Raw genomic sequence first — 26,117 nt, forward strand, 5'->3', positions numbered from 1 at the left:
AGGTCAGAGGACGGCGTCGATCAGGACCGCGACCGCTGAGATGAGGAGCGTGCCGATCACGAGCGGTCGCAGCCGGGCCGGCGGCACCCGGTGGAAGAGCGCGTCCCCGACCCGCCATCCGACGGGCAGCCCGGCGATGCCGCCGACGGCGAGCAGCAACACCTCGGCATCGATGTGGCCGAGCACGAGGAACGCGACGACGGCGACAAGGTCCTGACCTGCGAACACCGCCTGCAGAGTTGCTCGATAGTGCCTCGGCTCACGGTCGATGAGCACCATCACCAACGGCGGACCGTTCATCCCGGTCGACGTCAGCAGCCCGCCGCTCACGATGCCGGCCACCGGCATACCGCGGCGTCCGACCCGAGGCTTGGCGGCCATCAGCAGGACCAGGACCACCATCACCACGGCGATCCCGGCCGAGAGCGTGGTCTCATCGGCGATCGCGAGCAGCACGAGCCCGATCGGCATCCCGATGATCCCGGTCAGGGTGAGCACCAGGCTGTCTCGCCGGTCCACATAGGCACGCTCACGCAGCGCGATGCCTGCGGTGAGGATCAGGCTGACCAGCGTCGCTGTGACGACGGCGCGCGCCGGGTCGGTGACCAGAAGAAGGCCGGGCACGGCGGCGAGGACGGACCCGAAACCCGTCACCGCCTGGACGAGTGCGGCGACGACGAACACCAGGAGCGCGACCCCGGTGAGAGTGAGTAGCTCGACCAACGCGAGACCGGATCAGCCGGCGTTCGGCGCGCGCCGCAACCGTGGGTCAGCTAGTTCGAGTTGACCAGCCAACGACAAGATCTCAAGCGTTCGCATGCACAGGGTGGGGGTCAGCACGACCTCGACGTTATCGAACAGCGCTGCGTCGCGAACCCGGCCCGCCCGAAGCCTCCGAGCGCACAGCACGGCGTCAGCCGAGCCTGACGTCGCGGCGGTTGACCTTGCCTGTCGCGTTCCGTGGGAGCTCTTCGCGGGTCAGATGCCATCGAGTTGGCACCTTGTAGCCCGCCAGGCCGTCGGCGGTGTGCTCGCGCAGCTCGTCCTCGGAGGCGTGCTGGTCCGGGCGCAACACCACCACAGCGGCAACAGCCTGACCGTAGTCCGCATCGGGGACTCCTATGACGATGCACTCGCGGACAGCCGGGTGGGCAATGATCCGGTGCTCCACCTCGGCGGGGTAGACGTTCTCACCACCGCGCAGGATCAGGTCGGTGCGGCGGCTGGCGATGCGGAGCCGACCGCCCTCGATAGCACCGAGGTCGCCGGTACGCAGCCAACCGTGCGGCGCCTTGGCCGCCGCCGTCGCCTCGGGGTCGCCCCAGTAGCCCAGCATCACCTGGGCACCTCGGAGGTGGACCTCACCCTCGGTTCCGTCGGGAACGGGATCGCCGGCGGCGTCGCGGATCTCGACCTGCACGGTCGGTACGGCGCGGCCGACCGTCGACGGGTCCGCGGCCAGTTCGGCCGCAGAGGCGAGGGTGGCGGCTGTGCAGGACTCGGTGAGCCCGTACGTGGTGCCGAGCGACCTGCCGGCGACCGGGAGCGCCGACCGCAGCGCCTCCTTGAGGCCAGGAGACGACGGAGCGCTGTTGACCGAGATGCTACGCAGAGACGAGAGATCGAACTCGGCCAGCCGGTCGCCGAGCTCGACGATGCGGGTGAGCATCGTCGGCATGGCTCCCCAATTGGTGACGCGCTCCTGTTCGATGAGTCCCAGGACCTGCTCGATGTCGAATTTGCCCGTGTGCAAGACGGCGGTGTCGCCGACGACGAGTCGGACGACGGCCAGGTTGTGCAACGAGGCGATGTGGAAGAGGGGCGAGACGAGCAGGAACCGTCGGTCTGCCTGGGGCATCCCCATCTCCGCGGCGACGGCGTCGTTGAGGAGGTGGAACCAGACCGCGGCGATCACGTTGCGGTGGGAGTGGGTGGCGCCCTTGGCGCGGCCCGTGGTTCCGCTGGTGAACAGGACCACCGCGGGGTCGTCCTCGGTGATCTCCTCCACCAGCTCGGGCAGGGGCGTGCCCGCGTGCTCAGCGGCGATCCGGGGCAGGTCCTCCTCGACCGTCAGCATGGGCACGCCCAGGCCCTCGGCGAGCCGTGCCCGGGGCGCGTCGACGATCAGCACCTTCGGGTCGGTGAGCTCGATGCCGTGCTCGAGCTCGCGCCGGGCCCACATCGAGTTCATCCCGACCGCGATGGCCCCGAGCGACACCGCTGCCCAGAACCCGACGATCCACTCCGGGCAGTTGGCCGCGCACAGCCCGACCCGGTCGCCCTTGCCGATACCGTGCTCCTCGCGCAGCACCCGAGCCAGGGCGGCGACCTCGTCGTAGTGCTCGGTGAAGCCGACTCGTCGCCGGGTGGTCACCAGATACTCCCGGTCGCCGTGGGCCCGCGAGCTCTCCAGGAGCTCGCGCAGGGACCGCTGGCGGTTCGCGTAGACCGGGAGCTTCTCGCCGAGGACGTCCTCCGTCCGGATCTCCAGTGGTTCTCCGGGCGCAGTCAGTCGGGCAACGGCCTCGTCACGGGTGATCATGCTCTCTGTTCCTCTCGTCCTTCGATCTGCGTCTGCCCCGCGGCGACCTCGTGAGGTTCACCGCTCCTACCGAGTGGAAGGTTGGCACGGACGAAGGCGCCACGAGTCCGGATCTCGGTCATCGAGGCGGGCCGTCTCGGTGGCGTCCGCCCGGGCCCCGCGCTCAGCCGAAGAACGCCTGGCCGCCGTCGAGCGGGATCGTGGCGCCGGTGAGGTAGCGCAGGTCGCTGCCCACCAGCGCCACGACGGCGCGACCGATGTCCTGCTCGCAGTCCCCGATCCGGCCCATCGGGATGGCGGCGACGAACTCCTCGGCTTCCTCGGGGTTCTGCTCGGTCCACCGCTTCAGGCCCGGTGACAACGCGTGCGGGGCGATGCTGTTGGCCCGGATGTCGTCCGCGGCCCACTCGACCGCCGCGGTGCGGGTGAGGGCCCGAACCGCCTGCTTGGCAGCGGCGTAGACGCCGTAGGTCGTCGGGTCCCAGCGCACCATCGCGGAGGTGACCAGGTTGACGATGTGCCCGCCGCCGCGGGCGACGAAGTGCGGGTGGCAGGCCTTCATGAAGGCCAGCGTCGCGAACGGCCCCGAGGCGAAGCTGCGCTCCACCGCCTCGTCCTCGATGCTGAGCAGCGGGCCGAAGGCGCCGGTGTAGGCGTTGTTCACGAGGATGTCGACCCCTCCCATCGTCGCGACGACGTCGGCCACGGTGGCCGGGATGGTCGCGGTCTCGACGATGTCGCAGACGAACGGCTCGGCGCGCACGCCGCGTTCGCGGAGCAGCTCGCAGGTCGTCTCCAGCTTGGCGGCCGTACGGCCGACCACCGCCACGTCGGCACCCTCCGTCGCCAGGGCCAGCGCGATGCCCTGCCCGACTCCTTGGCCGGCTCCGGTCACCAGCGCGACCTGTCCCGTCAGCGAACCCATCTCACCCTCCTCGTCCACGGACCGCACGGCGCGATCCCGCCGACATGATGGTGGGCGGCGCGGCGCTTCGGCCGGGTGCGCTCCTGCTCAGCGGGATCAGCCGAAGAGCGCACGCCCCGCGGTGATGGCCGGTCCTCGCTCGGTGACGACCTCGAGTGCGCCGTCTGCCCATCCGCGTGCGACCAGGGACTCGCCCGGAAAGACGGCCGAGGCGAAGCGGCCCTCGAGCCGGGTCAGATCGGCCGGGTGGACGTCGTTGGCGCGCGCAGCGACGAGCGCGGCGGCCGACAGGGTGGCCAGGCCGTGCAGGATCGGCCGCGGCTGGTCGATCGCCGTTGCCGCGGCGGGGTCGACGTGGATGTGGTGACGGTCGCCGAGCAGCCGGTAGAGCAACGCCGCGTTGTCGGCCGTAGGGAGCTCGACGCTCCAGGCCGGCTCCTGGTCCGGGGCGGCGGCGCGGCCAGGGCCACGGTCGCCACCGAACCCACCGCGGCCGGGTGCGAACAGCGACCAGGTCGCGACGAAGTGGTCGCTCTCGACGGCGAGGTCGTACACCGCTGCCGAGCCCTTGTCCCAGACACCGGTCACCCGCGCCGCCATCGTGATCTCACCGCTGGGAGGAAGCGGTTTCAGGACGGTCAGCGCCTGGGCGCCGTGCAGCGCCGTGCTCGTGTCCCAGGCGCCGGCCGAGCCGAGCACGTCCGGTGCCCACTGGGCGAGCGTGAGGGCGAAGCCGGGGAGCACCCGCAGCCGCTCCTCGAAGACCAGGTCGAGCTCCTCGGGCCGCGCACCGACGGCGAGCGCGAAGAGGATCGGGTCGCGATCGGTCCAGGAGACCGTCCGTTCGCCGACCGTCACCCCGAGCCAGTCTCCGGCGGGCGCCCCGGGGCCGGGCAGGGCGCCCACGGGCGACCCTGCCCGCTGCTGAACGGCTGCTGACTGGGAGGTCATTGAGTTCCTTTCGCTCGCGGGTCACCGGACCGCGGTCCGGTGCGTCTGGACCGCATCCTGCTGGGACGCGTGGCCGCGAGCGGGCGGCGGTCCCGCTCACCGGGCCCTCGCCACCCGGTGAGCGGGACCGCGGGTCGCGGATCGCACCCGACGTACCTATCGTCACCGGCGCCGACCGGCTCGAGACAGACGGCCAGGTCTCCTCGACGATGTCGATGACGTCCAGGACGTAGGACTCCGTGTCCAAGGATCTCCCCTAGCGGGTCTGAGCTGAATAGGGCTGATGGATGCTTTCGCATGCTAGACATCGCCCACGGACAGCCCAGCCTGATCTCCCGCCTACCGGACGTCCAGCTTCAACAACGCGTTCTCGACCAGCTCGGGCAGCGACGGGTGGATCCAGTACTGCCCGCGGGCCATGCTGGCCACGTCGAGCCCGAAGCTCATCGCCTGGATGAGCGGCTGGATCAGGGTCGAGGCCTGCGGTCCGATGATGTGGGCGCCGACCAACAGCCCCGTACGCCGGTCGGCGATCAGCTTGGCGAACCCGGTGGTGTCCTCCATCGCCCAGCCGTAGGCGATGTCGGCGTAGTCCTGCACGGCGATCGCGACGTCGAGCCCCTGCTCGGCCGCGGCGCGCTCGGTGAGCCCCACGGCAGCGATCTGTGGAGCGCTGAACACCGCGTGCGGGACGTACCGGTGATCGCTGGGGATCAGGTCGTCGGGGTGCAGCAGGTTGTGCTGCACCATCCGCTGCTCGTGGTTGGCGACGTGCTTGAGCTCCCAGGGCGAGCAGATGTCCCCGAGCGCCCAGATCCCGGCGACGTTGGTGCGTTGGTAGGCGTCGACGACGAGGTGGCCGCTCGCCGCGACCTCCAGCCCGGTCTCGGCGACGGCCAGCTGATCGGTGTTCGGACGGCGACCGGTCGCGACGAGCAGGACCTCGTTGTCGATCACGCCCGCACCCTGCGGTCCCTCGACGACGAGACGTGTGAGGCGCCCGTGCTGCTCGGCCCGGAGCGTCTTGGTGTTCAGACGTACGTCCCAACGCTGCCCGGCGAGCTCGGTGAACCGGCGTGAGATGTCGGTGTCCTCGGCCCGCAGCAGAGCGCCCGAGCGCGCCACGACGGTGACGGCGACCCCGAGCGAGCTGAACACGTGGGCGAACTCCGCGGCCACGAACCCGCTGCCGAGGATCGTCATCGACGCCGGCAGCTCCTCCAGCCGCATCACGGTGTCGCTGGTGTGGAAGGGCACCTCGTCGAGACCATCGATCTCGGGCACGGCCGGGCGGCCGCCGGCGGCGAGCACGATCTCGTCGGCGGTGATCGACTCGGGCTCACCGCCGTCGTTCGGGGTGATGGTGAGCTGCTTGTCGCCGGTGAACACCGCATCGCCCTCGAAGACGGTGACGTTGCGGTTGTCATCGTGACTGATGCGGTAGTCGCGTCCGCCAGCAGCGATGGGGTCGATCCGGTCGGCGAAGATCCGGTCCCGGATCTCGGCCCATCGCACGCCCTCCAGCGTCTCGTCGACCCCGAGCTTCCCTGCGGCCGCGGGGGTCGCCGCGACGTCGGCGGTGTAGACCAGCATCTTGGTCGGGATGCACCCCACGTTCAGGCAGGTCCCCCCGAACCGGCCGCGCTCCACCAGTGCGACCTGCCGGTCGGCGAACCGGTGGTCGAGGATCGAGTTCCCCGATCCCGTGCCGATGATGATCACATCGAACTTCCGCATACTGCCTCCCCCTCCGAGACCGCCCGATACGACGGGACATTCTTGTCCATTACCGGCTGGTAGACCGACACGGCGGTCCCGTCGTATCCGGCGCACCTCGATCGAGAGGGCCGTGTCCGGCCTCGCAACGGCGAGCGAGAGAATGCTGGTATGAGACATCGCTGGCCCGCATGGGTGTACGAACAGGGCGAAGAGCCGGACTACCGGTTCAGCTTCGCGAACGAGCGCACCTTCCTGGCGTGGATCCGCACGGCGCTGGCGTTGCTGGCGGCCGGCGTCGCTGTCGACGTGGTCGACCTGGACATGTCGAGCGGGCTGCAGCACGGGCTCTCCGTGCTGCTGGTGGTGCTCGGCCTCGTCTCCGCGGTCGCGGCATGGATCCGCTGGGCCCTCGCCGAGCACGCGATGCGCAAGCGGCGCCCGCTCCCGGCCTTCGGCGTCGGCGCGCTGTTCACGGCGGCCCTGGCGGTCACCGCGATCGTGCTGGTGGCGGTCGGGCTGTGAACCCTCGCGGTGACATCGGCATCTCCAACGAGCGCACCGCCCTGGCCTGGCAACGTACTGCACTGTCCCTGGTCGCAGGATCGGCCGTCATGGCGAGGCTCACCTGGGGCGACCTCGGCCTGTGGGGTGCGGCCCCGCTCGCCGCGGCCTTCGTGCTCGGCGGATGGGTCCTCTGGGAGAGCAGCCGGCGCTACGCCCACGACGCCGGCACCCGCTTGCGCCCCCGCTCCCGCAGCGGCCGGGCACCGGCAGCGCTCGCTCTCGCCACGGCTCTGATCGCGGCGACCGAGCTGCTGGCGATCTCACGCTGAGACCACGCCGCGGGACCCCCACCTCGGACGGGTCCGACGCGAACGGTGCGTAACCTGGACGGGGAAGACCGTCCAGCGCACCCTTCAACGCGACGATCGGGGGCAAGGTAGTCATGACCGCCGACCTCGCCTACGTGGTCGCCGGCGCCAGTCTGCTGCTGGCCATCGTGCTCCCCGATCTGCTCGACCGGTGGGCGATCTCGGCTCCGATGGTGCTGGTCGGCATCGGCATGCTGATCGGGCTCACCCCGCTCCCCGACGGCCTGCCGCTGGACCCGCAGGACAACCGAGCCGCGATCGAGCACACCACCGAGCTGGTCGTCATCGTGGCACTGATGGGGGTGGGGCTGGCGCTCGACCGTCCGCTCGAGGTGCGCAGCCGGCGGAGCTGGCGGCAATGGTCGTCGACCTGGCGGCTGCTGGCGATCGGGATGCCGCTCACCATCGCCGCCGTCGCAGCCCTCGGTTGGGTCGCCGGGCTCGCGCCGGCCGTCGCACTGCTGCTGGGCGCGGCGCTCGCGCCCACCGATCCGGTGCTGGCCTCCGACGTACAGGTGGCCGGACCACAGACCGGCGACCACGAGGTCGACGAGCGCGACGAGCTCCGCTTCGCGCTCACCTCAGAGGCGGGGCTGAACGACGGCCTGGCCTTCCCGTTCGTGTACGCCGCGATCCTGCTCGCCACCGAAGGCGCGGTCTCGGGCTGGGCCCTGGAGTGGGTGGGCTTCTACCTGGTGGCCAAGGTCGTGATCGGCGTTCTGGCCGGCGTCGTCGTCGGGAAGCTGCTCGCGTACGTCGCCTTCCGGTCCAGCAACCGCTCGCTGCGGGTCGCGGAGCGGGGCGAGTCGCTGCTCGCGCTGGCGGCGCTGATCGCGTCGTACGGTGTCGGCGAGGTCCTCGGGGGCTACGGCTTCCTGTCCGTCTTCGTCTGCGCGATCTCCTTCCGTTCGGCCGAGCGGTCGCACGACTACCACGCGGCCATGCACGAGGTGGCCGAGCGGCTCGAGCGCATGCTGACCCTGTTCGTGCTGCTCGTCCTCGGCATCGCGCTCACCCGCGGGCTGCTCGAAGCGCTCGACTGGCGCGGCGTCGCCATCGGGCTGGCGCTGATCCTGGTCGTGCGTCCGTTGGCCGGTGTCGTGGCGCTCGTCCCCTGGCCGGGTGGCGACGGGTCGGCTGCTCTCAGCCAGCGTGAACGATGGGCCACCGCGTTCTTCGGCGTGCGAGGTGTCGGATCCATCTACTACCTCGCCTACGCCGCGGGCGAGGATCAGTCGCTGGCCCAGGACTGGCTGTGGTCGACCGTCGCCTTCACGGTCGTCGCCTCGGTGCTGATCCACGGAGTGCTCGCCACCCCGGTGATGGCGCACATCGACTCCGCGCGGCGGGGCAAGCCTCGATCAGCCGCGTGACTCGAGCGCTTCCCGGCGCTCGTGCAGGCGCTGCTGGGCGGCCGGCAGGTAGGCCAGGCACGGTGCCTCGGCGTCCGGGTGCTTCTCCTTGAGGTGGAAGATCCAGCGGTCCATCGCGGCCATGTAGCCGTTGTCCTCGCCCGCGCGGTAGGCGGACCAGGGACGATCGCCCTTCACCGTGCAGACCGTGCAGCTCACCTTGTAGACGAACTGATCGTCGGCCCCGACGTCGATCTTCACCTTCGCCAGCGGACCGGCCTCGACAGCGGCCTTCCGCTCCCTCGCCGAACGACTCGCCACCATGTCCACCACTCCCCTGACCGATCCCCGCCATGCCCGGACCGTCGGTCTCGAACCTCCTCCACAGCCTATCGCCCAGGAGCTATGCGGCTCGCCAGCCATGCCTCATCACGATCGGGCCAGGGTGTTGAGCATCCGGCCGAGCGCCTCAGGTGCCTCGACGTGGGCGAGGTGTCCCTGCCCGGGCAGACGATGGACCTCGGTCCGCAGCAATCGAGCCCTGATCTGCTCGAACGAGGTGCCGTACGGCGCCATGTCGACGTTGTCCTCGCCGATGATCAGGTCGACCAGGCCTGCTCGTGATGCCAACGATCCTGGGATCTCGGCCAGCGAGAGTGCCAGGAGCTCGGCATAGAGCGGTTCGCTGAGCTGGCGCAGCGTCACCCACCCATCGCTGTTGGACCGGAGGACCTCGACATGCTCCGCCGAGAATCCCGAGATCTGCCGGTTCACGATCTCGACGCTGCGATCCCAGTCGCCGCGCTCATGGGCCTCCTGCAGGGATGGCAACGCATGGCCGCCGAAACCAGGCGCAACGGGTTCGTACGCGATCACGTGCTCGACCGGGCGCTCGGAAGCGAGCAGGAGAGCGATGAGACCCCCGTAGCTCCAGCCGAAGAGCGCCGCGGGTTCACCGATCTGCTCGAGCACGGAGGTCAGGTCGTCGACCTCGGTCCGAATCGAGTAGTCGTCTCCGAGCGGGCCCGAGGGAGTCCGCCCGCGCCGGTTGACGACTGTGACCGATGGCCAGGCGGTCGTGGCTCGGGCCACATGACGCCATCCGCGGGCATCGCTCATGACACCCGGCACCACGAGCAGCCCAGGCCGGTCCCCCTCTCCGTACACATCAACAGTGACCCAGTTGGCACCGGTCGACACCGATTTCTGAAACGAGCGCTCCACAAAGCTAATTATGCAGCGCTCGCTCTATAATTCAAGGCATGAGTTCCCGACCCGTCGGACGTCCCCCACTGTTCGATCGAGACGATGCGGTGCTGGCGGCGGCTCGCCTCTTCTGGAGCCGCGGCTACTCCGGCACGACCACGCGCGCGCTCAGCTCCGCCCTCGACATGTCCACGTCGAGCATCTATGCCGCCTTCGGCAGCAAGGCCGGCCTCTTCGAGGAGGCCGTCCGCACGTACGCCGAGCGATACCGGACCGTCTATGTCGAGGCGTGCGCGGAGCCGGCTCTCGGCGACGTCCTCGGTCTGCTTCTCCGTCGTTCGGTCGAGGAGTTCACTCAACCCAGCGCGCAGCATCCGGGGTGCCTGATCAGCAGTGCGGCGATGACGGACACACCCGACACGATCGACACGCGGACCTACGTCACCGACCTGCACGCCTCCAACGAGCGGCTGCTCCGAGAGCGCATCGAACGAGCGCGTGACGAGTGTCAACTGCGGGCCGACATCGTGCCGTCGACGCTCGCCGCGCTCGTGCAGACGCTCTGGCACGGGCTCTCGACGCAGTCCAACCAGGGTGCGGGCCGCGACAGGCTTCTCGAGATCGTGGATGCCGCGCTCGAGATGCTGCTCGACGCGGCCGCGCACGACCGCGGCCGCGATGTCCGCCCCGTGCACGCTCGGGGATAGAATGGCGGAGTGGGACTGATCGAGGTGGACAAGTTCTAGCCGCCGCACTGCCGGTGGCTAGCGCCTGAACGTACGCGCGTGAGCCCGCCCTTCTTGGGCGTCGATGTCTCTGCGTGACTCTCACCGGCACGTTCGCAGCTGCGAACGCGTGACCACGACCCCTCGGTCGACGTCGCGGTGCCTTCCGCCATTTCGTCGATTTCCCGTCGCTCCCTTTCGGCGACCGACGGACGAGAAGAGAGAACATCGCGATGTCCACCCCATCCGCCATCACCCTGCGCAATCTGACCTTCGAGTGGCCCGACGGCACCGTCGCGCTCGACGGCGTCAACGGCACCTTCGGCACCGAACGGACCGGCCTGATCGGCCGCAACGGCGCCGGCAAGTCGACCCTGCTTCGCCTCGTCGCGGGCGACCTGTCCCCGACCTCCGGACAGATCGACACGAACGGCGAGGTCGGCTATCTGCCGCAGACGCTCACCCTGCAGCAGGACACGACGATCGCCGACCTGCTCGGCATCGGCGGCATCCTCGCGGCGATCAGTGCGATCGAGGCCGGCGATGTCGACCAGCGCCACTTCGACGCGATCGGCGACGACTGGGACATCGAGTCCCGTGCCGACGAGGCACTGGATCAGATCGGCTTCTCCGCCGCCGACCTCGACCGTCGCGTCGCCGAGATCTCCGGCGGCGAGGGCATGCTCATCGCCATCACCGGCCTCCGCATCCGCCGCACGCCGATCACACTCCTCGACGAGCCCACGAACAACCTGGACCGAGCCACCCGCGCCAAGCTCGCCGAGTTCGTCGACCAGTGGCCGGGGACGCTCGTGGTCGTGAGTCACGACCTCGAGCTGCTCGAGCACATGGACAGCACCACCGAGCTGCACGCCGCGACGCTGAACACGTTCGGTGGGCCCTACAGCGCGTGGAAGGAGCACAGGGAGCAGGAGCAGGAGGCAGCTCTTCAAGCGGCTCGGTCCGCTCAGCAGGCGCTCAAGGTCGAGAAGCGGCAGCGGATCGAGGCGGAGACGAAGCTCGCCCGCCGCGAGCGGACGGCGAAGAAGACCCAGAAGGACGGCGGGATCCCGAAGATCCTGGCCGGCAACCGGGCCAGCAAGGCCCAGGCGTCCGCCGGCTCGCTACGCACGACGCTGGACGACAAGGTCAAGGCTGCTCAGGCCGCCGTCGAGGCGGCCGGCGCTCGCGTACGCCACGAGGAGCACATCCACCTCACCCTCCCCGATCCCGGCGTCCCCCGCGGCCGGCGCATCGCCGAGCTCGAGGACGAGGGCCGGACGGTCGTGATCCAGGGACCCGAGCGGGTCGCCCTGATCGGTGCGAACGGCTCCGGCAAGTCGACCCTTCTCGCGCATCTCGTCGCCGGTCGCGACCCGGTGCCGGGGCGACCGCACGGCCGCCTGCTCACCGATCTGGTGGGCGTGCTCCCCCAGCGCCTCGACGGACTCGACGACGAGGCGAGCGCGATGCAGAACGTACGCACCGTCGCACCGGACACCCCGCCCGACACCGTCCGCAACCAGCTCGCCCGGCTGCTGCTCCGCGGCGACAGCGTGGACCGCCCGGTGCGTACGCTCTCCGGCGGCGAACGCTTCCGCGTCTCCCTCGCCCGCCTCCTTCTGGCCGACCCGCCCGCGCAGCTGCTGATCCTCGACGAGCCGACCAACAATCTCGACATCGCCAGCGTCGAGCAGCTCGCCGAGGCCCTGGATGCCTACCGCGGCGCCGTGCTCGTGGTCAGCCACGACCACGGGTTCCTGGAACGGATCGGCATCGACACCGTCATCGAGCTCGATGCCGATGGTCGGATGCACCAGCGTCGAGACCTCGCCGGGTCATCGAGCTGAGGAGCCCTGGAGCGCGGCGAACGCCGCCGCGTACATGGTCGACTTGATCGTGCCCAGGGTGTCGGCCGGCTTGCCGTCGAGCGGGGCGACGAGGGCGATCGCCCGCTCGAAGAGCTCGGCCTCGGGAGCGGTGCCGTCAACGATGCTGGCGGCGAGCGCCTCGGGGCCGGGGAACCGGCGGCCGGTGGTCATCGAGTCGTTCGCCGCCCGTGGGGTGAGCTTGGCCTGGATCAGGGCAGCCATCCCGGGCGTGAACGGGATCTGGATGTCGACCTCGGGGAAGCAGAAGAACCCGCGGTCCTCGCGCATGATCCGCCAGTCGAGGGTCATCGCCAGCATCGCCCCGGCACCGAAGGCATGCCCGTTGATCGCGGCGACCGTCGGCACCGGGAGGATCAGGAGCCGGGCGAGCAGGGCCTGCACCTTGGCGACGTACGCCTCGAACTGGTCGGCGTTCTGACCGAGCCAGTCGAGGTCGAGACCGTTGGAGTAGAACTTGCCGGTCGCGGCCAGGACCAACGGCGCAGGTGCTGCCACGACCGTGTCGAGGGCATCGTTCACCTCCGTCATCCAGTCGGGGCTGAAGCGGTTCTCGGTGTCGCCGATGTCGAGGACGTACGCGCCCTCGTGCTTGGTCAGTGTCACTGTCATGGTGTTCCTTCCGGGGTCAGCCGCGCGGGGAGCGCAGGCTCTCGATGCCGTTGTTGAGGAGGTACTGGGTGACGTTGAGGACGGCGTGCCGGTCGGGTGCCGGCTCCTTGCCCTTGGCCATCCGCCACATCTGGACGCTGTAGTAGGTCAGCTCGGTGAGGTTGTCGAGCAGCCGGATTCCGCTGCGGCGCGGGTTGACGACACTCTCGTCGGTGCGTCCGGCCAGCAGGTCCGCGGGGAAGTCGGGCTGCACGGTGAGCGGCCTCCCCAGCCCGACGAGGTCGACGGCGCCGGACTCGACGGCGTCGACCATCCCGCCGACGGTGCGGAACCCGCCGGTGAGCATCAGCGGCAGCGCCGGGAGCTCGGCGCGGACGCGTTCCGCGTAGGAGAGGAAGTAGGCCTCCCGCCGACGGGTGCTCGCCTTCAGCGACGGGTCCACGCCCAGCATGGCCGCCGAGGTGTAGGTGCCGCCGGAGATCTCCAGCAGGTCCAGGCCCTCCTCGGCGAGCGCATGCACGACCTCGAGCGATTCGTCCTCCCCGAAGCCGCCCTTCTGGAAGTCGGCGGAGTTGAGCTTGATCGCGACGGGGGTCTGCGCGCCGACCTCGGCGCGGATGGCGCGGAGCACCTCGAGCACGAACCGGCACCGCTTCTCCGGGGTGCCGCCCCAGTCGTCGGTGCGCTGGTTGGACAGCGGCGAGAGGAACTGGCTGATCAGATAGCCGTGCGCCCCATGGATCTGTACCCCGTCGAAGCCCGCCCCGGTCACGATCTTCGCAGTGGTGGCGAAGCGGCGGATCAGGTCCTCGATCTCGCTGTTGGTCAGCTCCCGGGGCTCGGCGAAGAGGCCGCCCGTGCCCGGCACGGCGACCGCCGAGGGCGCCACCGGTTGGGCGGTGAGCGTACGCGGCGTCTGCCGGCCCGGGTGGTTGATCTGGACCCACACCTTCGAGCCGCCTGCTCGGGCGATCTGCGCCCACTCCCGCAGGTCCTCGATGTGGCGGTCGTCCTCGACCACGACGTTGCCCGGCTCGCCGATCGCGGTGCGGTCGACCATCACGTTGCCCGTGATCGAGAGCCCGACACCGCTCCCGGCCCAGCGCCGGTAGAGGTTCTTGATCCGGCTTCCGGCCGTGAAGTCGCGACGCCCCAGGCCTTCGCTGAGGGCGGCCTTGGCGAGCCTGTTGGGGATCACGAACCCGTTCTTCAGCTCGAGCGGCTGGGCCAGGATCGTGGTGTCGGTCAGGGTCACGAGTTGCTCCTCGGAGTGGGGCTCTCGGCTGCTATTTCACTGTGTCGTGGCTCGAGCGGAACACCGAGAATCGCGCGTACGGCAGCCTCCAGCCGGACCGCCGTCGCGTCGTCGGCCTCGCGGCCCTCGATCAGGCAGCGCCGCAGGATCCCGCCGGGCAGGTCGACCACACAGACCGAGATCGCCTCGACCGCGATCCGGTCGCCGCGTCCCCACACCCCACGTGCCAGCCTGATCAACAGCTCGACGAAACGCGCCTGCGCGGCGTTCATCTCTTCCTCGACCTCGTCGGGAAGGTCCCCGGAGAAGAGCTGGTCGCGCCGCTGGGCGAAGAACAGCCGAGCGCTCGCCGGGAACCTGCGTACGAACTCGACCGGGGCCAACGCCACGCCGACGACCGCATCCACTCCCCGGGCGTCCGCCTCCGCGGGCTCCGCGGACATGGCCTCCGTCATGAGGTCCCCGAGCCGCGCCCACGACCGAAGCCACAGCCGCGCCAGCAGCACGTCCTTCGACCCGAACGCGTGGTAGATCGTCCCGTTCGACGCCCCCGCCGCAGCCGCCAGCGACCGCAACGTCAGCCCGGACGGCTCACCGCTGGTCACGATCTGCTCAGCCACATCGAGGAGATCGTCGAGCGTATGGAGCCGCTGCCGGGACATGCAGACACCTTAAATAGAGCAGATGCTCTAGATCAACGGTTCCAGCTGTGCTGCGCGTCACGTACGGCTACGTCATCGCACCGCGACGAGGACCCCGATCTTGTCGATGCGGTGCTCCGGGTTGTCGAACTCGTCGGCCCAGAAGTTGCCCTCGGCATGATCCTCGGGCGTGGCACAGGTCGACAGCGTGATCATCGCCCGGGTGGCCTCCTTGCCGGGCTGCCCGGGGACCGGCGCCCGCTGCGCCCGCAGCGACCTCTCCGACCGGAACGACGTCTCCCTGGTCCCGGTGATGCGATAGACGTACATCGCCTCCTCGGTCCGAACGAACACCCGGTCGCCCCGGCGGACCTCGGGCAGCCGGAGGAACGCCCGCGTGGAAGAGAGCCGATGAGCTGTCACCTGGTAGTTGCCGACCCCGCCCGGCCCGGTGCCACCTCGAGGACCGTACGGACTGGCGGCGACACCGCCGTTCTGGATCTCCGTACCGGGCGCATCATCGGTCCACCCCCGGTACGGCACCACCTCCAGGCCCCTGACACCGATCCTGGAGATCGACAGCTCGCCACGCATCGGCTTCCCGTCTGAGGACAGTGGCGCCGTCTCGGTGGCGGTAGCGGTCGGCGACGGGGTGAGTGTCGAGGAAGGTTTCGCTGACGGCAAGGCCGACGGCGTAGCGTTCCCCGACGGGGCATCTGTGCCGCACCCCCCGAGCGCAAGCACGCCGAACACTGCAACGACTGCCCGGGATGATCTGAGCTTCATGGCGCCGCCTCGGGCGAGGTGCTGTACGAAATTCCACCGTACGCCGCAGCGACAAGCCCGCTCGGCCCGGCTGTGATCAGGAGAGCCGGTAGAAGCGCCAGAAGCCGAACCCCTCGATCGGCAGAACCTCGAACTCACTGAAGCCTGCGGCCTCGCCGTACCCCTGCAAGGTCGAGGGCCGCATCACCGTCCCGGTCCCGACGCTCGGAGGCGAGGAGAGCCCGTCCGGCAGGCACACCAGCAGGCTGAACCCATACATGATTCGCTCCATCTCGTCACCATTCGGAGCGAACCTGTCCGCCACAGCCTCGTCCATCACTACCAGGGACCCCCCGGGCGTGAGCGTCCTCCGCACCGCACTGAGCACTTCGACCGGCCGGGGCATGTCGTGCACGCACTCGAAGGCGAAGGCGACATCGACCGCCCCGTCCGGCAAGCTCGCCGCGTCTCGGCACAGGAAGCGCACCCGGTCCTCGACCCCTGCCTCATGGGCGTTCGCCACGGCCATCTCGACCGACGGCTGGTCGATGTCGATGCCGAGCACCGTGGCCTCGGGATAGGCCCGAGCCAAGGCGATGCTCGACCATCCCCCACCGCAACCCACGTCGAGGACCCGGCACCCTTCCGCGGAGAGTGCGTCATGGAGGGCCGAAACGCCGGCCAACGCCGGCCCGAGCCGCTTCTCGTACCACGGCCGATTGGCGTCCGCCTGCGACTGCCTCGCGTCATCGCCGAGATCGTCCCAGCTGACCCCGCCGCCATTCCGGTACGCCTCCATGAGCCGAGGCAACACCGGCCCCACCGCTCCGAACATCCGGGCGATGGGCACCAGGTAGGCCAGGCTCGTCTCGTCCGTCATCACCTCCGCCGTGCTGGCCGGGATCGCGAACCGCCGCTCGTCAGAGCTGCCGTCAGCCTCGACGGCCAACAGCCCACTCGTCGCCTGCTGCTCGAGCCATTCCCGCGCATAGCGAACCTGCGTCCCCGTTCGCTCGGCGAGCCCGACCGCACTCGTCGGCCCCTCCTCCGCCAGCGAGCGATACCAGCCGAGCCGGTCTCCGATGAACACCGAGACGATCTCGACCATGCCGAGAAGCGACTTGAAGAGCCGCTCTGCGAGTTCGTCTGCTGTCTGCTGCGATGCGTCCATCGCTCCACCATCACCACGGCACGAATCACCTGGACATCCCCATTCGGTCGTTACTTGGTTTGAGGTATGACCCAGCTTGTTCACGGGCCGTGCCCGTGCCGATCTGGCCCCCGGCGTCACGCTGATGCGAGACCGACGATGGGCGGGTGCGATTCGGACATCCCCACTGCGCCAGGCTCATGCGCGATCCAGCTGCGTCAATCTGATCTGGTGTGATGCCGACCCCTTGTCGACGTACCCAAAGTTCCGGATGCCAACGCAGCCGGGCACTGGTCGCCTCCACGGCCATGCGTCATACTCCCGCGGTGGCCATGAGCGATGCAGCCGATCCGAAATTGTGGGACGAGAGGCTGGCGGCTAACGGGTCGGTCGAGTTCGCTACCTCCAACAAGCGGTTCTGGCTGGCAACGCTGGGATGTCTGATCTTCGCCTTGATCGGCCTCGGGGTGGTCCTCTTCGATTCGACGGCGGAGGCTCAGATGGGGGGCTGGGCAACTGTCGTGTTCTTTGGTGTCATCGCTTTTCCGGCGCTGCTTCTCCAGGCAACGCGATCGAGCGTCGTTGTCGTCGACGCCTATGGGGTCAGACCTTCCGTCGGTGGGCGGCGCAGCACGCTGTTCTCCTGGCCGGATCTGGTTCCGTGGAACCACATCGAAGGGACCGGAACCAACGATGTCCAGGGCACGAGATTCGTCATCCTCTACATCACCGACGAGTTCGAACATGAGTGGCTGGCCGGAAGGAGTCCGCTCCTGCGCGGTCTGATGCGTGCAAATCGGGCGATGCAGGGCACAGCTTCGCTGGCGCTCCCGGCCAACCTTCAAGACGACGTCAACGAGGTCGCCCACTGGATCGACCGCCAGCGGCACATTCGTCGTACTCGGTCCTAGACAAGCTGCTCTGACCCGGCGGCGCGGCCTTTCTGCATGCGGGTGCGTCGAGTTCCATAGCGGCCACTTGCCTTCGAGTGTGCGGAGCGCCAGAGAAATCGGATCGCGCTGACGACAGCAATCAACGAAGATGTCGAGGCGGCCGCGGACGCAACCCCCGATCGACTTTGACCGATCGCCAACAAGAACCGGGACTCTTGAACACCCTGATTATCACCGACCTCGACGGCACCATCCTCGCCCCGGGAGCGGCGCTGTCGGACCGGACTCGGGATGGCATCAACAAGCTCGTCGCCCACGGAACGCTGTTCACCTACGCAACCGCCCGCTCGTACGTCTCGGCGGCTCGCGTCACCGCTGGCCTTGACCTGCGAATCCCGGTGACCGTCTCGGGTGGCGCCTTCCAGCTCGACCCGACGACGGGCGCGATCCTCAACGAGGAACGCATACCGGACGACGACATGGACACCGTCATCCGGCTCTGTGAGGCACATCGGGTTCCGCCGATCGTCTACAACGGCACTCCGAGGGCAGAACGAGCGACCTGGGTGAAGGGCGAAGAGTCCGAGGGTATGCGTCGGTTCCTGGCGGACCGGGTCGGCGACCGACGGTTTCGCCCGACGAGGGATTGGGCGTTTCTCCCCCGCGACGGCGTCTACTACGCCACGATCATCGGCGAGGCATCGGCGATCGCTGCCCTCACCCTCGACATAGCGGCAGCCACGGACGGCAGACTGTCCCTCATCGCGCAGGTCGACGCGCACCACCCGCAAGACACCTACCTAGAGCTCAGCGCCGCGCGGGCGACCAAGGCCCACGCCGTCGCCTGGCTTCGCGACTATCTGGGCGTCGACCAGGTCATCGCCTACGGCGACAACCTCAATGACCTGCCGATGTTCCGGGCAGCCGACCAAGCGTACGCGGTCGCCAACGCCGCCCCGGAGGTCCTTACCGCTGCGACCGAGATCATCGGCTCGAACATCGAGGACGGCGTCCTACGACATCTCGCAGCAACCTGGATGCCGCCCATGGATGCACAGGCACCACATGTCGCCGCCCTAACGGAGACGGGCGGCGGGCGCGACCAACGACCACCAGAGTGACGTCGGTGACCCAGCGAATCCGCGAAGAGCCATCGCTACCCACACGCCGCGCGTTGGATTGTTACTCTGGACCTCATGTCGGCCTCGCTTCCTGACTGGGTTGTTCCGCCGCGACCAGAAGGCTGGTTCGCGGACGATCTCGACCGTCTTCCCGACGCCCCAAGGCACACCGAACTCTGGGACGGAGCGCTGGTCTTCAACATGTCACCACAACGAGCCTGGCACCACAGGGTGATCCGAACCCTTGAGTTCGCGCTGCTGCAGCAGGCAGACGATTCGGCGCGAGTCATGGCTGAGTTCTCCGTCAAGCTCGACGATCGGACCCGGCCGGAGCCAGACCTGGTGGTGACCACAGACCCGATCGATGACAACCGCACCTTCGTCCACGCTGCCGAGGTCGCTCTGGCCGTCGAGGTCGTCTCCCCCGAATCCGCCCAACGCGACCGTCTTGCCAAGCCATCGCGCTACGCGCAAGCAGGCATCGAGAGCTTCTGGCTCGTGGAGGACGAGCACGGGCACGCGGTCGTCCACGTCTATGAGCTCGACCCCGTGACTCGCAGCTATCTGCCCACCGGGATCCACCGCGGCACGCTCCAGGTCACCAAGCCATTTCCGCTGGAGATCAGTCTCCCCTGACCCGCAGCCGGGCGACCCGCAGGTTGATGGCCTAATCGCTCGTCCTCAGTGGTCGAGACGGAAGGCGTCGCAGACGTCTGCATCGGCGGGCGGCTCTGCGGCGTCCCAGAAGTTGGCATAGACACCTGCCACGAGCGGCCAGACTTGATCACGTCCCTCCGCCGCGGACCCGACCCGGTCCGCAACGTCGCTCGGCACCACGAACTCGTGCGGGATAACGCGCCCCGCCGCATCGCGCCGACCCCGCGGATCCGGGAAACGGAGCCCGCCCTGCGCCCCGCCCCGGCCCCACGCCAACGGCTCCTCCGAGAGATCACCGAAGACCCGTTCGTACTCCAACAGCGGATCATTCATGCCGCCGCGAAGGAGGAACCGGAAACCCCAGAGTCGCCCGCGGGTCGCCCAGATCAGGCCTTCGGGAACGTCTCCCGTCGCGCTCACTTCTTTCTCCGCAGCAAGCCGTCCGCGCTTCCTCTGTCCAGATCGATCTTGAACTGGGTCAGCGTCGCCGTCAGGTAGTCCCGAGCCTCACGTGCGCGGGCGTTCGCCTCTTTGAGATGGTCATCGACGAGCTGGGCCGCCTCGACGATCGCGGAGGCCGCCGACCTGGCGGAAATGGCCCGATCCTGGGAATCATCGACAGCACGGCCTCGACCACGTGCTTGTTCTCGGTCAGCAGGTTGGCGAACCCACCTGCCCCTTCAGAAAAAGCACGGAGCAATGTTGTGGGGATGTGAGTCTGCTCCATCCACAAGGCGATCCGCTCCAGCGGAAGCATGAAAGCAACCGGCAGGATCAGATCTAGGCCGACCTGCTTCTGCACATCGATTTCGACGGGCTCAGGTCCAGCCGCCGCGATCTCGAACTTGGCTGACGAGAGCAATATGAAGTCTTCGCCTACCGAGAGCGCTTCGGGGGCTGCCACCATCGGCTTGATCGCCTCGAGAAACTTCGCGAGGTCGTCGCCTGCGTTCTCGATCACCAGGTCGTGGAATGCATGTACGTCCCAGTCCGGGAACAGGTCTGCTTTCGACAGAGCCACGATCCAGATCCGCGGGAATCTAGTCAGTGGACCTCCGTCGCCGACGATCTCGTCCTGCAGCCGCAGCATGCCCTGGCGAAAATTGCTGAAGAGTGCCCTGAGGTACCGCTTCTCTTCGCCCTTGTGATCGAGGAGCTTCTGCCCGTCGACCAGCAAGAACGCGACATCTGACCCGAGGAGGGATCGGAAGGTCTCCACACGCCGTGTGTTCTCCTCCTCGCTGCTCGGATCCTCGTGGAACCACTCACCGGGATAGTCGTGCCACCCGAGCCTGAGCCCTTGGAGCCGCTGATTGCGCTGCCCACCCGTCAACCTCAACGTGAAGGAGTACGTAGTCGATGCGAACCTGGTGGCAGGAGGGGTCCGCGAGGAGTTCTTCATCCCCAGATAGTTCTGGGTGAGCCGCGCACCTTGCCCGGCGTTATCCGCGATCAGGTCCCAGAGGTCATTCGACGACGCCGGGTCCGTCGTCGGGCCGAAGAATGAGGAGACCAGCACCGTCTTTCCTGAGCCGCTCTCTCCGAAGACCGCGATGTCCTGCTCTTTGACGTCCAGGGGCATGCGGCGAAACGTAGCCAAACACCATCTTCGCCCCTCCTTTTCCGTGCATGGGCGTACACCACATTGGGGAGACCAACTGCCCTTCCAAGCCGCTCAACGGTGGTCCATCACTCGAGCTTTCCATGTACGGCGTCGAAGCATTCGCCCCGCTGCTGTTCGGCACGAGCGAAGAGTTCGAGAGTGAGCATGTCTAAGAGCACATCGACATTGCCCAGTGGACCCGGGCTGTCCCTACCTCACATCTGGTGAGCCGGGGTCGCTGCGTACGTCTTCTGGAGCTCGACGAGCGCAGGATGGTCCGGCTCGAAGTGGTGGTGGTCGATGACGCTGATCCGGCATAATCCGATGCTGGCGCTGGTGGCGCACGCCGCCAGCATCAACCGATCCGATCGAGCGGGATCGGCCACGCGAGGTTCCAGGCGCTCACGTCGCGGAGCAGGACCATCGTGAGGTGCAGCGTGCTGAAACATGCCGACGTGCTTGACCCCATGGACCAGCCGTACGCTCAATCCATGCCCGGGGAGGACGATCCAAGACCACGGTGGCGACGCACGCATGGACGTCTCGGATGGTCAGTCATGGCACTCTTCGGTGTTGCGCTCGGGCTGACATTCGTCGTTGGCTTTCTCGCGACGGGTGACGGCGACCTTGTCTCCCCCGCCTTCTTCATCACGTTCGGCGTCTTCGTCATCGCCTGCGGAGTCAACCTGCTTCTGAACAAAGGCATCGGTCCGACAAGGTCGGCTGCCGCTCGACGGATCCGTCACCCGATTCGTTCGTGCGGCGTACCTGCTGTCGAAATCCGTCTCAGACGTGCCGCGGAGGTCTTCGGCGCGATTCTCTTCCTCTGCCTGTTCGCCCTCGTCGTCGAGACCGCCGCTGCCGCGATCCAGGCCGGCCACCCTCTGCTCGGCGCTTTGGTCAGCCTCCTCGCGATCCTCATCGTCCCGGTCATCGTCGAGACGGTCACCACGTGGCGCTGCCGCCGCGCTCTCGTCCTCACACCTGAGACCCTGGCCATCGAACGCGGCAGCGATAGGATCACGTTGGCCTGGGACGACCTGGAGAGCGTCGAGATGGACGTACGCACTGTGCGGATCCAGCGCATCATCCCGTTCCGCTACGCCTACGTGTTGATCCGGTTGAAGGCGGGCCCGACCTCGCTCGCCGTCACCCCGCGTCGCCGGCTCCGGATCCTCCCCCGCCGCTACGAGCGCGACGGGATCCTGATCAGCACCGTGCTGCTGGACCGGCCTGAACGAGTGCGCCATCTCCTCGACACGATGCGCCACCGACCCCGTCACGGAGATCCTGAGCAGCAACGCCAGGACCTCCTGTCTTCCGCGGTCGGCTACCTGAATGGCCGAAGCGCAAGCCTCTGAGCCCGCACGTCGCGTCAAGCCTTCTTGGATTTGGCCGCCATGCGGCTTCGGCCCTCTCGCCGGCGACGCCGTGATGGTCACGTGGGATGCTCAAGATCGAGGTGAGCTTCGAGGCGCGCGCCTGCGTCTCTCACGCTGCGAGCAACGAAGGCGATGACGAACCCGGCGAGCCCGGCCACCACCGCGACCAGCGCATCAGGTCATCGCTCCCGTAGCTCCGATACAACGGTCTGGTGCTGCGCTGCTCAAGAGCTCTGGCGCTTGGCCTCCCAGGCCGCTTCGGTCCGTTCACCGGCGATGTCGTGGTGGTCGCGCGGGATGTCCAGGATGGCGGTGAGCTTGGACGCGCCGACCGGGCCGGTCACTCGCTCGAGACCCTTCGCCCCACGCTTTTCAGCACACCCGGCTGCGTACGTCCAGAGAGCCTCGAGCGAGCCAACGTCTGCCCCCGCGTGGCGGAGCCGCTCGTCGAGGGTGTGAATCGCTCGCTCACGTTCCTCGGCAAGAGCCGCGCGGGCCTCGCGCCGGGCCAGGAACAGGCCGAGGTCGCGCTCGCGGGCGGCCTCGGGGTTGCGGGCGCGAGCCAGCTGGATCCAGGCAACGCCGGCGAACCCGACCGCCATCGAGGCGATGACCGAGACCTGCTCCCAGGTCTCGAGGCCCGGAGCGATCAGCGTGACGACTCCTGCGGCCATGATCAGCACCAGCGCGATCACGCACGAGCCGGCCGCATTGCGTCCAACCGGCTTGCGCATCGACGCCACCGCGATCAGCGTGATGAGGACGGCGACGACGGGCGAGAGGACCGGGGGCATCCACATCAGTGCCGGCGACTGACCGTACCTACCGAAGATGCCACCGGCGGCGGCCGCGGCGATGATCACCGTGAGCACACCAACACCACCCCACGGGCCTTCGTCCCGCTGGTAGGCCTTGTGGGAAGCATCGAACTCGAGCTTCTCTGCGGACCGGAAGATGTCGGCCGTCGACTCGTCGTTGTCGGTGGCCGCCAGCACGATCTCGTCGAGTCGAGCCGCATTCAGATCGTTCACGTGCGTTGCCTCGACCGCCTTCGCGATCTCGGCCTGCACGTTGCTGTCGGTGTTGGTCATACGGATACTTCCCAGGTCGCGATCACGGGCTCGATGAGCGCGAGCACTATACCGGCTGCAGGCGAGGAGGCCGGGGTCAGAGCGACGGCGCCGAGACGCCCACCCGCGGAGACGACGTAGGTGCTCTGGATGAGCTGCAGGTGGGTGAGATCCTCGTCGGAACCGACCTGCTCCGCGGCAGGGAGGAACTCCGAGACCCGGAATCCGCGCACGGCGCCGAGCTCGACCGTGGCCACCGTCGGTTCCCACTGGCCGATGTCGCCGCCCGTGACGAGCTCGAGCGCGTCCTGCTCGGTCTGCGGCGGCTCTCGGTCGGAGTAGAGCGAGAAACCGGCCACTGCGTAGAGCGAGGATTCCGGCTCCTGCAGCAACAACGTCAGGTCGCCGGTCGTGCCCCGGGAGGCGAGGGCGAGCTCGGCCATCGTCGTGGCGACAGCTTTGGCTTCCCCTTCGAGCCCGGCGGTCCGCTCGGCGACGAACTTGGCTTCGCCAGCTGCGTCGGGCACCTCGTGCCAGAGCGCCGGGTCCGGTGCGATGGTGAAGTCAGGCATCGTTCCTCCATCGGAAGGTCGCCACGATCCCGTCGCTGAGCAGCGTCATCGCCTGGACGTCGTGCTCGGCAGCATGCTCGCCGTTGCCGCCGTCGAGGATGGTCGTGCGGATCATGAGCGCTGTGTCCGGTGCATGTGGCACGCGGATCAGGTACGTCGGCTGCACCGTGTGCACCGTGCCTCCGTCGACCGGGTGGTCGACGCGGTCGACCCAGCGGAGGATGGTGCCGCGGTCGTCGAGGGGCGCCGCACCGCGGTCGCTGATGAGCTGTTTGGCCATCGAGGTCAACGCCGAGCCGGCAGGTGCTTCGACCCAGGCCAACGCCATGCTCATCGGGACGAAGTCCTCGACCGGAACGTCCACCTGGGAGACCGACGCGATCATCCGCTCGCGTGCCTGGGTGTCTGCGTCGTCCGCTGCCTGGGCCAGGATCGCGTCGACGCTGGCCCGCATCCGGATCGCATCGACGCCGGGTGAACGGCCCATCACGGCGTGGACCTGGTCGCGCAGGGCGTCCAGGTCGGCCGGCTGCTTCGCCCACCCTTGGGGCAAGAGCAGACCGAAGGGAGGAGTCTTGGTGGTCGCGCCGAAGAGCTCGGCTCGGAGACTGTCAGCGATGCCCATCACTTACCCGCAATCAGATCGCCCATGCCGACGATGTTGGAGATCGACGTTCCCACGCCTTGTGCCGCCCCGGTGAGAGCCTCCGCGAGGCCGGCGGGCGCCGTGCCCGGAGAGAAGCCGCACAGTGCATGCAGCGCCTGGGAGTAGGAGTTCCGGCCGCCGTGGCTGACCAGGGTGAACCCACGAAGCATGTTCCTCGTGTTCAACCCGTGGCGTGCTATCCAGTCAGCCCCCTCGATGCCGAACTTCCTCATCGCGGCAGAGTCGAGAGCCTGCCCCCAGGCTCTGGCCGACCCGGCCATCCTCGAGAACTTCAGCGCGGACAGACCGTCGGCGAGCTTCCCGAGGCTGGCGAACTTGCCGAACGGCACGACACCGAGGATGGCCAGTGCCATGCCGCGCCCGGATCCCCGGTCCGCCAGGAACTTCGATGCTTCCAGCGCCAGAGTCAGGACACCGGCGATGACGCCGATGACGGCGGCGAGCGCTGCGAGCGGTCCGGTGAAGCAGATCGCGATGATCAGGGCGACGAAGCCGATGACCTGGAGCACCTTCAGCGCACCCTCGATGAAGGGCATCGCGTTGTCCCAGAAACCGTCCTCGACACCGTTCTCGTTGACCTCCTCGAGATCGTCGCGAGCGGCACCGTAGGCGTCCTCCCAGGTCGAGACAGGGGCGTCGTAGCTGCCCCAGTAGCTCTCCCAGTCCGAGACCGCAGAGTCGAAGGCGGCCTGCTCACCCGAGGCGTCGGGTCGCTGGGCTTCGGACTCGCCGTCGCCCTCGCCTGCGGGCTTGTTCTCGGCCTCCTGGTCGTGCTGCTCCTGCGCCTGCTGGACCTCGAGCAGCGCGAACGAGGTGGTGTTGACCGACTCCCACGCCGTCTCGGCGTTGGTCACGAGGCTGTCGGTCTCGTCCTGGACGGTCTGGAGCGCCAGCGAGTACTTCTTCAGGGCCTCGCCGCTCGGGGTGTAACGCTCCCCCGCGGTGCGCAGGTCGGCGAAGACCTCCTTGGCCTGCTCCCGGATCTTCTCCAGGGAGTCACCGCGACCGAGGTCTCCGTCGGCGAAGAGCTCCAGCGTGTCGGCGGCGGTCGACATCTTCTGGCCGAGGTCGATGATGGCGTCGGCCCGGGTGCCGATGTCGCCGGCCTCGCCGTCGATCTTCCGCAGCTCACGTCCGCCGTGCGTGTCCGGCATCGACGGAGCGCGGTATTTGGGTTCGTTCTCCGTCATCAGGAGCCCTCCTGCATCTGCGCGAGCTCGGTGTCCAGGTCGGCCCAGGCCTGCCGGTTCTCGTCGACCCGCTTCTTCATCTCCTCGAGCTTCTCGCGCAACGTCTCACGCTTGTCGTCCCACTTCGACTCGAAGTCGCTCGCTCGATCCTTCAACGCGGTCCAGCCGGGCAGCGGCGTACCGATGGCGTTCTCCAGCTCGCCCGTGCGGGAGCTGGCTTCTTTGAACTCGGTGATGATCAGGCCGAGCGCGTTGCTCAGCTCCTCCATCCGCTCGAACGGAATCAACACGTCTGCCACGAGGTACGCCTCCAGGTCCTTGCTGGTCTACACGATCGCGCCGAGGCTGCCGGTCAGCC

General features: G+C 68.4%; 29 protein-coding genes. 9 read left to right on the forward strand and 20 right to left on the reverse strand.

The genetic code is table 11. The features are described from left to right. Positions 1-3: 3 nt before the first annotated feature. The 5 genes from WBG06_RS00320 to WBG06_RS00340 all read right to left on the reverse strand — a co-directional run bounded on the left by WBG06_RS00320 (position 4) and on the right by WBG06_RS00340 (position 6,155). Positions 4-723, reverse strand: coding sequence for a sulfite exporter TauE/SafE family protein (locus tag WBG06_RS00320; RefSeq protein WP_336733976.1), 720 nt, complete (start codon positions 721-723; stop codon positions 4-6). Positions 724-913: 190 nt separating this feature from the next. Further along, entirely contained in the window at positions 914-2,542 is a 1,629-nt protein-coding gene (locus WBG06_RS00325) for a class I adenylate-forming enzyme family protein (RefSeq protein WP_336733978.1), read from the reverse strand. A 163-nt stretch (positions 2,543-2,705) separates the two neighbouring features. Then, the gene (locus WBG06_RS00330) at positions 2,706-3,467 is read right to left on the reverse strand and encodes an SDR family NAD(P)-dependent oxidoreductase (RefSeq protein ID WP_336733980.1); all 762 of its coding nucleotides are present in this window, start codon (positions 3,465-3,467) and stop codon (positions 2,706-2,708) included. Positions 3,468-3,563: 96 nt separating this feature from the next. Further along, positions 3,564-4,418, reverse strand: a complete 855-nt coding sequence (locus WBG06_RS00335; RefSeq protein ID WP_336733982.1) for a MaoC/PaaZ C-terminal domain-containing protein — start codon at positions 4,416-4,418, stop codon at positions 3,564-3,566. A 339-nt stretch (positions 4,419-4,757) separates the two neighbouring features. Continuing rightward, positions 4,758-6,155 (reverse strand): mycothione reductase, encoded by a 1,398-nt coding sequence (locus tag WBG06_RS00340; RefSeq protein WP_336733984.1) that lies wholly within the window; start codon positions 6,153-6,155, stop codon positions 4,758-4,760. A gap of 150 nt (positions 6,156-6,305) precedes the next feature. On the opposite strand from WBG06_RS00340, the gene WBG06_RS00345 reads away from it, so the two are divergent. The 3 genes from WBG06_RS00345 (at position 6,306) to WBG06_RS00355 (ending at position 8,382) form a co-directional block, all read left to right on the forward strand. Further along, entirely contained in the window at positions 6,306-6,659 is a 354-nt protein-coding gene (locus WBG06_RS00345) for a YidH family protein (protein WP_336733985.1), read from the forward strand. Beyond that, positions 6,656-6,970 (forward strand): DUF202 domain-containing protein, encoded by a 315-nt coding sequence (locus WBG06_RS00350; protein WP_336733987.1) that lies wholly within the window; start codon positions 6,656-6,658, stop codon positions 6,968-6,970. Before WBG06_RS00345 ends, WBG06_RS00350 begins: the two co-directional genes overlap by 4 nt. 113 nt (positions 6,971-7,083) lie before the next feature. Beyond that, entirely contained in the window at positions 7,084-8,382 is a 1,299-nt protein-coding gene (locus WBG06_RS00355) for a cation:proton antiporter (RefSeq protein WP_336733989.1), read from the forward strand. On the opposite strand, the gene WBG06_RS00360 is transcribed toward WBG06_RS00355, so the two are convergent. Together WBG06_RS00360 and WBG06_RS00365 are read right to left on the reverse strand one after the other, a co-directional pair. Next, a complete protein-coding gene (locus tag WBG06_RS00360) occupies positions 8,371-8,685 on the reverse strand; it encodes a hypothetical protein (RefSeq protein ID WP_336733991.1) in 315 nt (104 codons plus the stop codon). The genes WBG06_RS00355 and WBG06_RS00360 overlap by 12 nt on opposite strands. Positions 8,686-8,790: 105 nt before the next feature. Beyond that, positions 8,791-9,585, reverse strand: a complete 795-nt coding sequence (locus tag WBG06_RS00365; protein ID WP_336733993.1) for an alpha/beta fold hydrolase — start codon at positions 9,583-9,585, stop codon at positions 8,791-8,793. A 38-nt stretch (positions 9,586-9,623) separates the two neighbouring features. On the opposite strand from WBG06_RS00365, the gene WBG06_RS00370 reads away from it, so the two are divergent. Both WBG06_RS00370 and WBG06_RS00375 read left to right on the forward strand, forming a co-directional pair. Then, entirely contained in the window at positions 9,624-10,274 is a 651-nt protein-coding gene (locus tag WBG06_RS00370; protein WP_336733994.1) for a TetR/AcrR family transcriptional regulator, read from the forward strand. A gap of 251 nt (positions 10,275-10,525) precedes the next feature. Further along, on the forward strand, positions 10,526-12,142 hold the full coding sequence (locus WBG06_RS00375) for an ABC-F family ATP-binding cassette domain-containing protein (RefSeq protein WP_336733996.1): 1,617 nt from the start codon (positions 10,526-10,528) through the stop codon (positions 12,140-12,142). Here the strand turns inward: WBG06_RS00375 and WBG06_RS00380 are convergent. From WBG06_RS00380 to WBG06_RS00400, 5 genes are all read right to left on the reverse strand, one after another. After that, positions 12,131-12,793 (reverse strand): enoyl-CoA hydratase-related protein, encoded by a 663-nt coding sequence (locus WBG06_RS00380; protein WP_336733998.1) that lies wholly within the window; start codon positions 12,791-12,793, stop codon positions 12,131-12,133. The genes WBG06_RS00375 and WBG06_RS00380 overlap by 12 nt on opposite strands. 16 nt (positions 12,794-12,809) lie before the next feature. After that, complete coding sequence (locus WBG06_RS00385) at positions 12,810-14,048, reverse strand: NADH:flavin oxidoreductase/NADH oxidase family protein (RefSeq protein WP_336734000.1); 1,239 nt, start codon at positions 14,046-14,048, stop codon at positions 12,810-12,812. Further along, complete coding sequence (locus WBG06_RS00390; RefSeq protein WP_336734002.1) at positions 14,045-14,710, reverse strand: TetR/AcrR family transcriptional regulator; 666 nt, start codon at positions 14,708-14,710, stop codon at positions 14,045-14,047. Before WBG06_RS00390 ends, WBG06_RS00385 begins: the two co-directional genes overlap by 4 nt. A 72-nt stretch (positions 14,711-14,782) precedes the next feature. Further along, positions 14,783-15,283 (reverse strand): sortase domain-containing protein, encoded by a 501-nt coding sequence (locus tag WBG06_RS00395; RefSeq protein WP_336734004.1) that lies wholly within the window; start codon positions 15,281-15,283, stop codon positions 14,783-14,785. Between the two features lie 268 nt (positions 15,284-15,551). Continuing rightward, complete coding sequence (locus tag WBG06_RS00400) at positions 15,552-16,562, reverse strand: class I SAM-dependent methyltransferase (protein ID WP_336734005.1); 1,011 nt, start codon at positions 16,560-16,562, stop codon at positions 15,552-15,554. Between the two features lie 374 nt (positions 16,563-16,936). On the opposite strand from WBG06_RS00400, the gene WBG06_RS00405 reads away from it, so the two are divergent. The 3 genes from WBG06_RS00405 (at position 16,937) to WBG06_RS00415 (ending at position 19,254) form a co-directional block, all read left to right on the forward strand. Then, entirely contained in the window at positions 16,937-17,515 is a 579-nt protein-coding gene (locus WBG06_RS00405) for an STM3941 family protein (RefSeq protein ID WP_336735632.1), read from the forward strand. 197 nt (positions 17,516-17,712) lie between these two features. Continuing rightward, positions 17,713-18,618, forward strand: coding sequence for an HAD family hydrolase (locus WBG06_RS00410; protein ID WP_336734007.1), 906 nt, complete (start codon positions 17,713-17,715; stop codon positions 18,616-18,618). A 75-nt stretch (positions 18,619-18,693) separates the two neighbouring features. Then, positions 18,694-19,254, forward strand: coding sequence for a Uma2 family endonuclease (locus tag WBG06_RS00415; RefSeq protein WP_336734009.1), 561 nt, complete (start codon positions 18,694-18,696; stop codon positions 19,252-19,254). A 45-nt stretch (positions 19,255-19,299) separates the two neighbouring features. On the opposite strand, the gene WBG06_RS00420 is transcribed toward WBG06_RS00415, so the two are convergent. The 3 genes from WBG06_RS00420 to WBG06_RS00430 all read right to left on the reverse strand — a co-directional run bounded on the left by WBG06_RS00420 (position 19,300) and on the right by WBG06_RS00430 (position 21,264). Then, positions 19,300-19,695: a hypothetical protein gene (locus WBG06_RS00420; protein WP_336734011.1), complete on the reverse strand. Its 396-nt coding sequence runs from the start codon at positions 19,693-19,695 to the stop codon at positions 19,300-19,302. A 70-nt stretch (positions 19,696-19,765) separates the two neighbouring features. Then, entirely contained in the window at positions 19,766-20,857 is a 1,092-nt protein-coding gene (locus WBG06_RS00425; RefSeq protein WP_336734013.1) for a TRAFAC clade GTPase domain-containing protein, read from the reverse strand. 236 nt (positions 20,858-21,093) lie between these two features. Next, a complete protein-coding gene (locus WBG06_RS00430) occupies positions 21,094-21,264 on the reverse strand; it encodes a hypothetical protein (protein WP_336734015.1) in 171 nt (56 codons plus the stop codon). A gap of 51 nt (positions 21,265-21,315) precedes the next feature. Between WBG06_RS00430 and WBG06_RS00435 the strand changes: the two genes are divergently transcribed. Then, the gene (locus WBG06_RS00435; RefSeq protein WP_336734017.1) at positions 21,316-22,239 is read left to right on the forward strand and encodes a hypothetical protein; all 924 of its coding nucleotides are present in this window, start codon (positions 21,316-21,318) and stop codon (positions 22,237-22,239) included. A gap of 245 nt (positions 22,240-22,484) precedes the next feature. Here the strand turns inward: WBG06_RS00435 and WBG06_RS00440 are convergent, their stop codons facing one another. From WBG06_RS00440 to WBG06_RS00460, 5 genes are read right to left on the reverse strand one after another with little or no spacing between them, the layout of a single operon-like run. After that, a complete protein-coding gene (locus tag WBG06_RS00440; RefSeq protein ID WP_336734019.1) occupies positions 22,485-23,351 on the reverse strand; it encodes a hypothetical protein in 867 nt (288 codons plus the stop codon). Continuing rightward, a complete protein-coding gene (locus WBG06_RS00445; RefSeq protein WP_336734020.1) occupies positions 23,348-23,902 on the reverse strand; it encodes a hypothetical protein in 555 nt (184 codons plus the stop codon). Before WBG06_RS00445 ends, WBG06_RS00440 begins: the two co-directional genes overlap by 4 nt. Further along, positions 23,895-24,527, reverse strand: coding sequence for a hypothetical protein (locus WBG06_RS00450; protein ID WP_336734022.1), 633 nt, complete (start codon positions 24,525-24,527; stop codon positions 23,895-23,897). Before WBG06_RS00450 ends, WBG06_RS00445 begins: the two co-directional genes overlap by 8 nt. Further along, positions 24,527-25,759 carry a hypothetical protein gene (locus WBG06_RS00455; RefSeq protein ID WP_336734023.1) on the reverse strand — a complete coding sequence of 411 codons (1,233 nt, stop codon included), beginning with the start codon at positions 25,757-25,759 and terminating at the stop codon, positions 24,527-24,529. The genes WBG06_RS00450 and WBG06_RS00455 overlap by 1 nt, the downstream gene beginning before the upstream one ends. Further along, entirely contained in the window at positions 25,759-26,058 is a 300-nt protein-coding gene (locus tag WBG06_RS00460; RefSeq protein ID WP_336734025.1) for a hypothetical protein, read from the reverse strand. Before WBG06_RS00460 ends, WBG06_RS00455 begins: the two co-directional genes overlap by 1 nt. Positions 26,059-26,117: the final 59 nt, after the last annotated feature.

The organism is Nocardioides sp. CCNWLW239 (genome assembly GCF_037137035.1).
GTDB lineage: Bacteria > Actinomycetota > Actinomycetes > Propionibacteriales > Nocardioidaceae > Nocardioides.

Coding starts and splice junctions, on each gene's coding strand:
- WBG06_RS00325 (WP_336733978.1), bottom strand. CDS start 2,542: ATGATCACCCGTGACGAGGCCGTTGCCCGACTGACTGCGCCCGGAGAA.
- WBG06_RS00330 (WP_336733980.1), bottom strand. CDS start 3,467: ATGGGTTCGCTGACGGGACAGGTCGCGCTGGTGACCGGAGCCGGCCAA.
- WBG06_RS00335 (WP_336733982.1), bottom strand. CDS start 4,418: ATGACCTCCCAGTCAGCAGCCGTTCAGCAGCGGGCAGGGTCGCCCGTG.
- WBG06_RS00340 (WP_336733984.1), bottom strand. CDS start 6,155: ATGCGGAAGTTCGATGTGATCATCATCGGCACGGGATCGGGGAACTCG.
- WBG06_RS00345 (WP_336733985.1), top strand. CDS start 6,306: ATGAGACATCGCTGGCCCGCATGGGTGTACGAACAGGGCGAAGAGCCG.
- WBG06_RS00355 (WP_336733989.1), top strand. CDS start 7,084: ATGACCGCCGACCTCGCCTACGTGGTCGCCGGCGCCAGTCTGCTGCTG.
- WBG06_RS00360 (WP_336733991.1), bottom strand. CDS start 8,685: ATGGTGGCGAGTCGTTCGGCGAGGGAGCGGAAGGCCGCTGTCGAGGCC.
- WBG06_RS00370 (WP_336733994.1), top strand. CDS start 9,624: ATGAGTTCCCGACCCGTCGGACGTCCCCCACTGTTCGATCGAGACGAT.
- WBG06_RS00375 (WP_336733996.1), top strand. CDS start 10,526: ATGTCCACCCCATCCGCCATCACCCTGCGCAATCTGACCTTCGAGTGG.
- WBG06_RS00380 (WP_336733998.1), bottom strand. CDS start 12,793: ATGACAGTGACACTGACCAAGCACGAGGGCGCGTACGTCCTCGACATC.
- WBG06_RS00390 (WP_336734002.1), bottom strand. CDS start 14,710: ATGTCCCGGCAGCGGCTCCATACGCTCGACGATCTCCTCGATGTGGCT.
- WBG06_RS00395 (WP_336734004.1), bottom strand. CDS start 15,283: ATGCGTGGCGAGCTGTCGATCTCCAGGATCGGTGTCAGGGGCCTGGAG.
- WBG06_RS00400 (WP_336734005.1), bottom strand. CDS start 16,562: ATGGTCGAGATCGTCTCGGTGTTCATCGGAGACCGGCTCGGCTGGTAT.
- WBG06_RS00405 (WP_336735632.1), top strand. CDS start 16,937: ATGAGCGATGCAGCCGATCCGAAATTGTGGGACGAGAGGCTGGCGGCT.
- WBG06_RS00415 (WP_336734009.1), top strand. CDS start 18,694: ATGTCGGCCTCGCTTCCTGACTGGGTTGTTCCGCCGCGACCAGAAGGC.
- WBG06_RS00425 (WP_336734013.1), bottom strand. CDS start 20,857: ATGCCCCTGGACGTCAAAGAGCAGGACATCGCGGTCTTCGGAGAGAGC.
- WBG06_RS00440 (WP_336734019.1), bottom strand. CDS start 23,351: ATGACCAACACCGACAGCAACGTGCAGGCCGAGATCGCGAAGGCGGTC.
- WBG06_RS00445 (WP_336734020.1), bottom strand. CDS start 23,902: ATGCCTGACTTCACCATCGCACCGGACCCGGCGCTCTGGCACGAGGTG.
- WBG06_RS00450 (WP_336734022.1), bottom strand. CDS start 24,527: ATGGGCATCGCTGACAGTCTCCGAGCCGAGCTCTTCGGCGCGACCACC.
- WBG06_RS00455 (WP_336734023.1), bottom strand. CDS start 25,759: ATGACGGAGAACGAACCCAAATACCGCGCTCCGTCGATGCCGGACACG.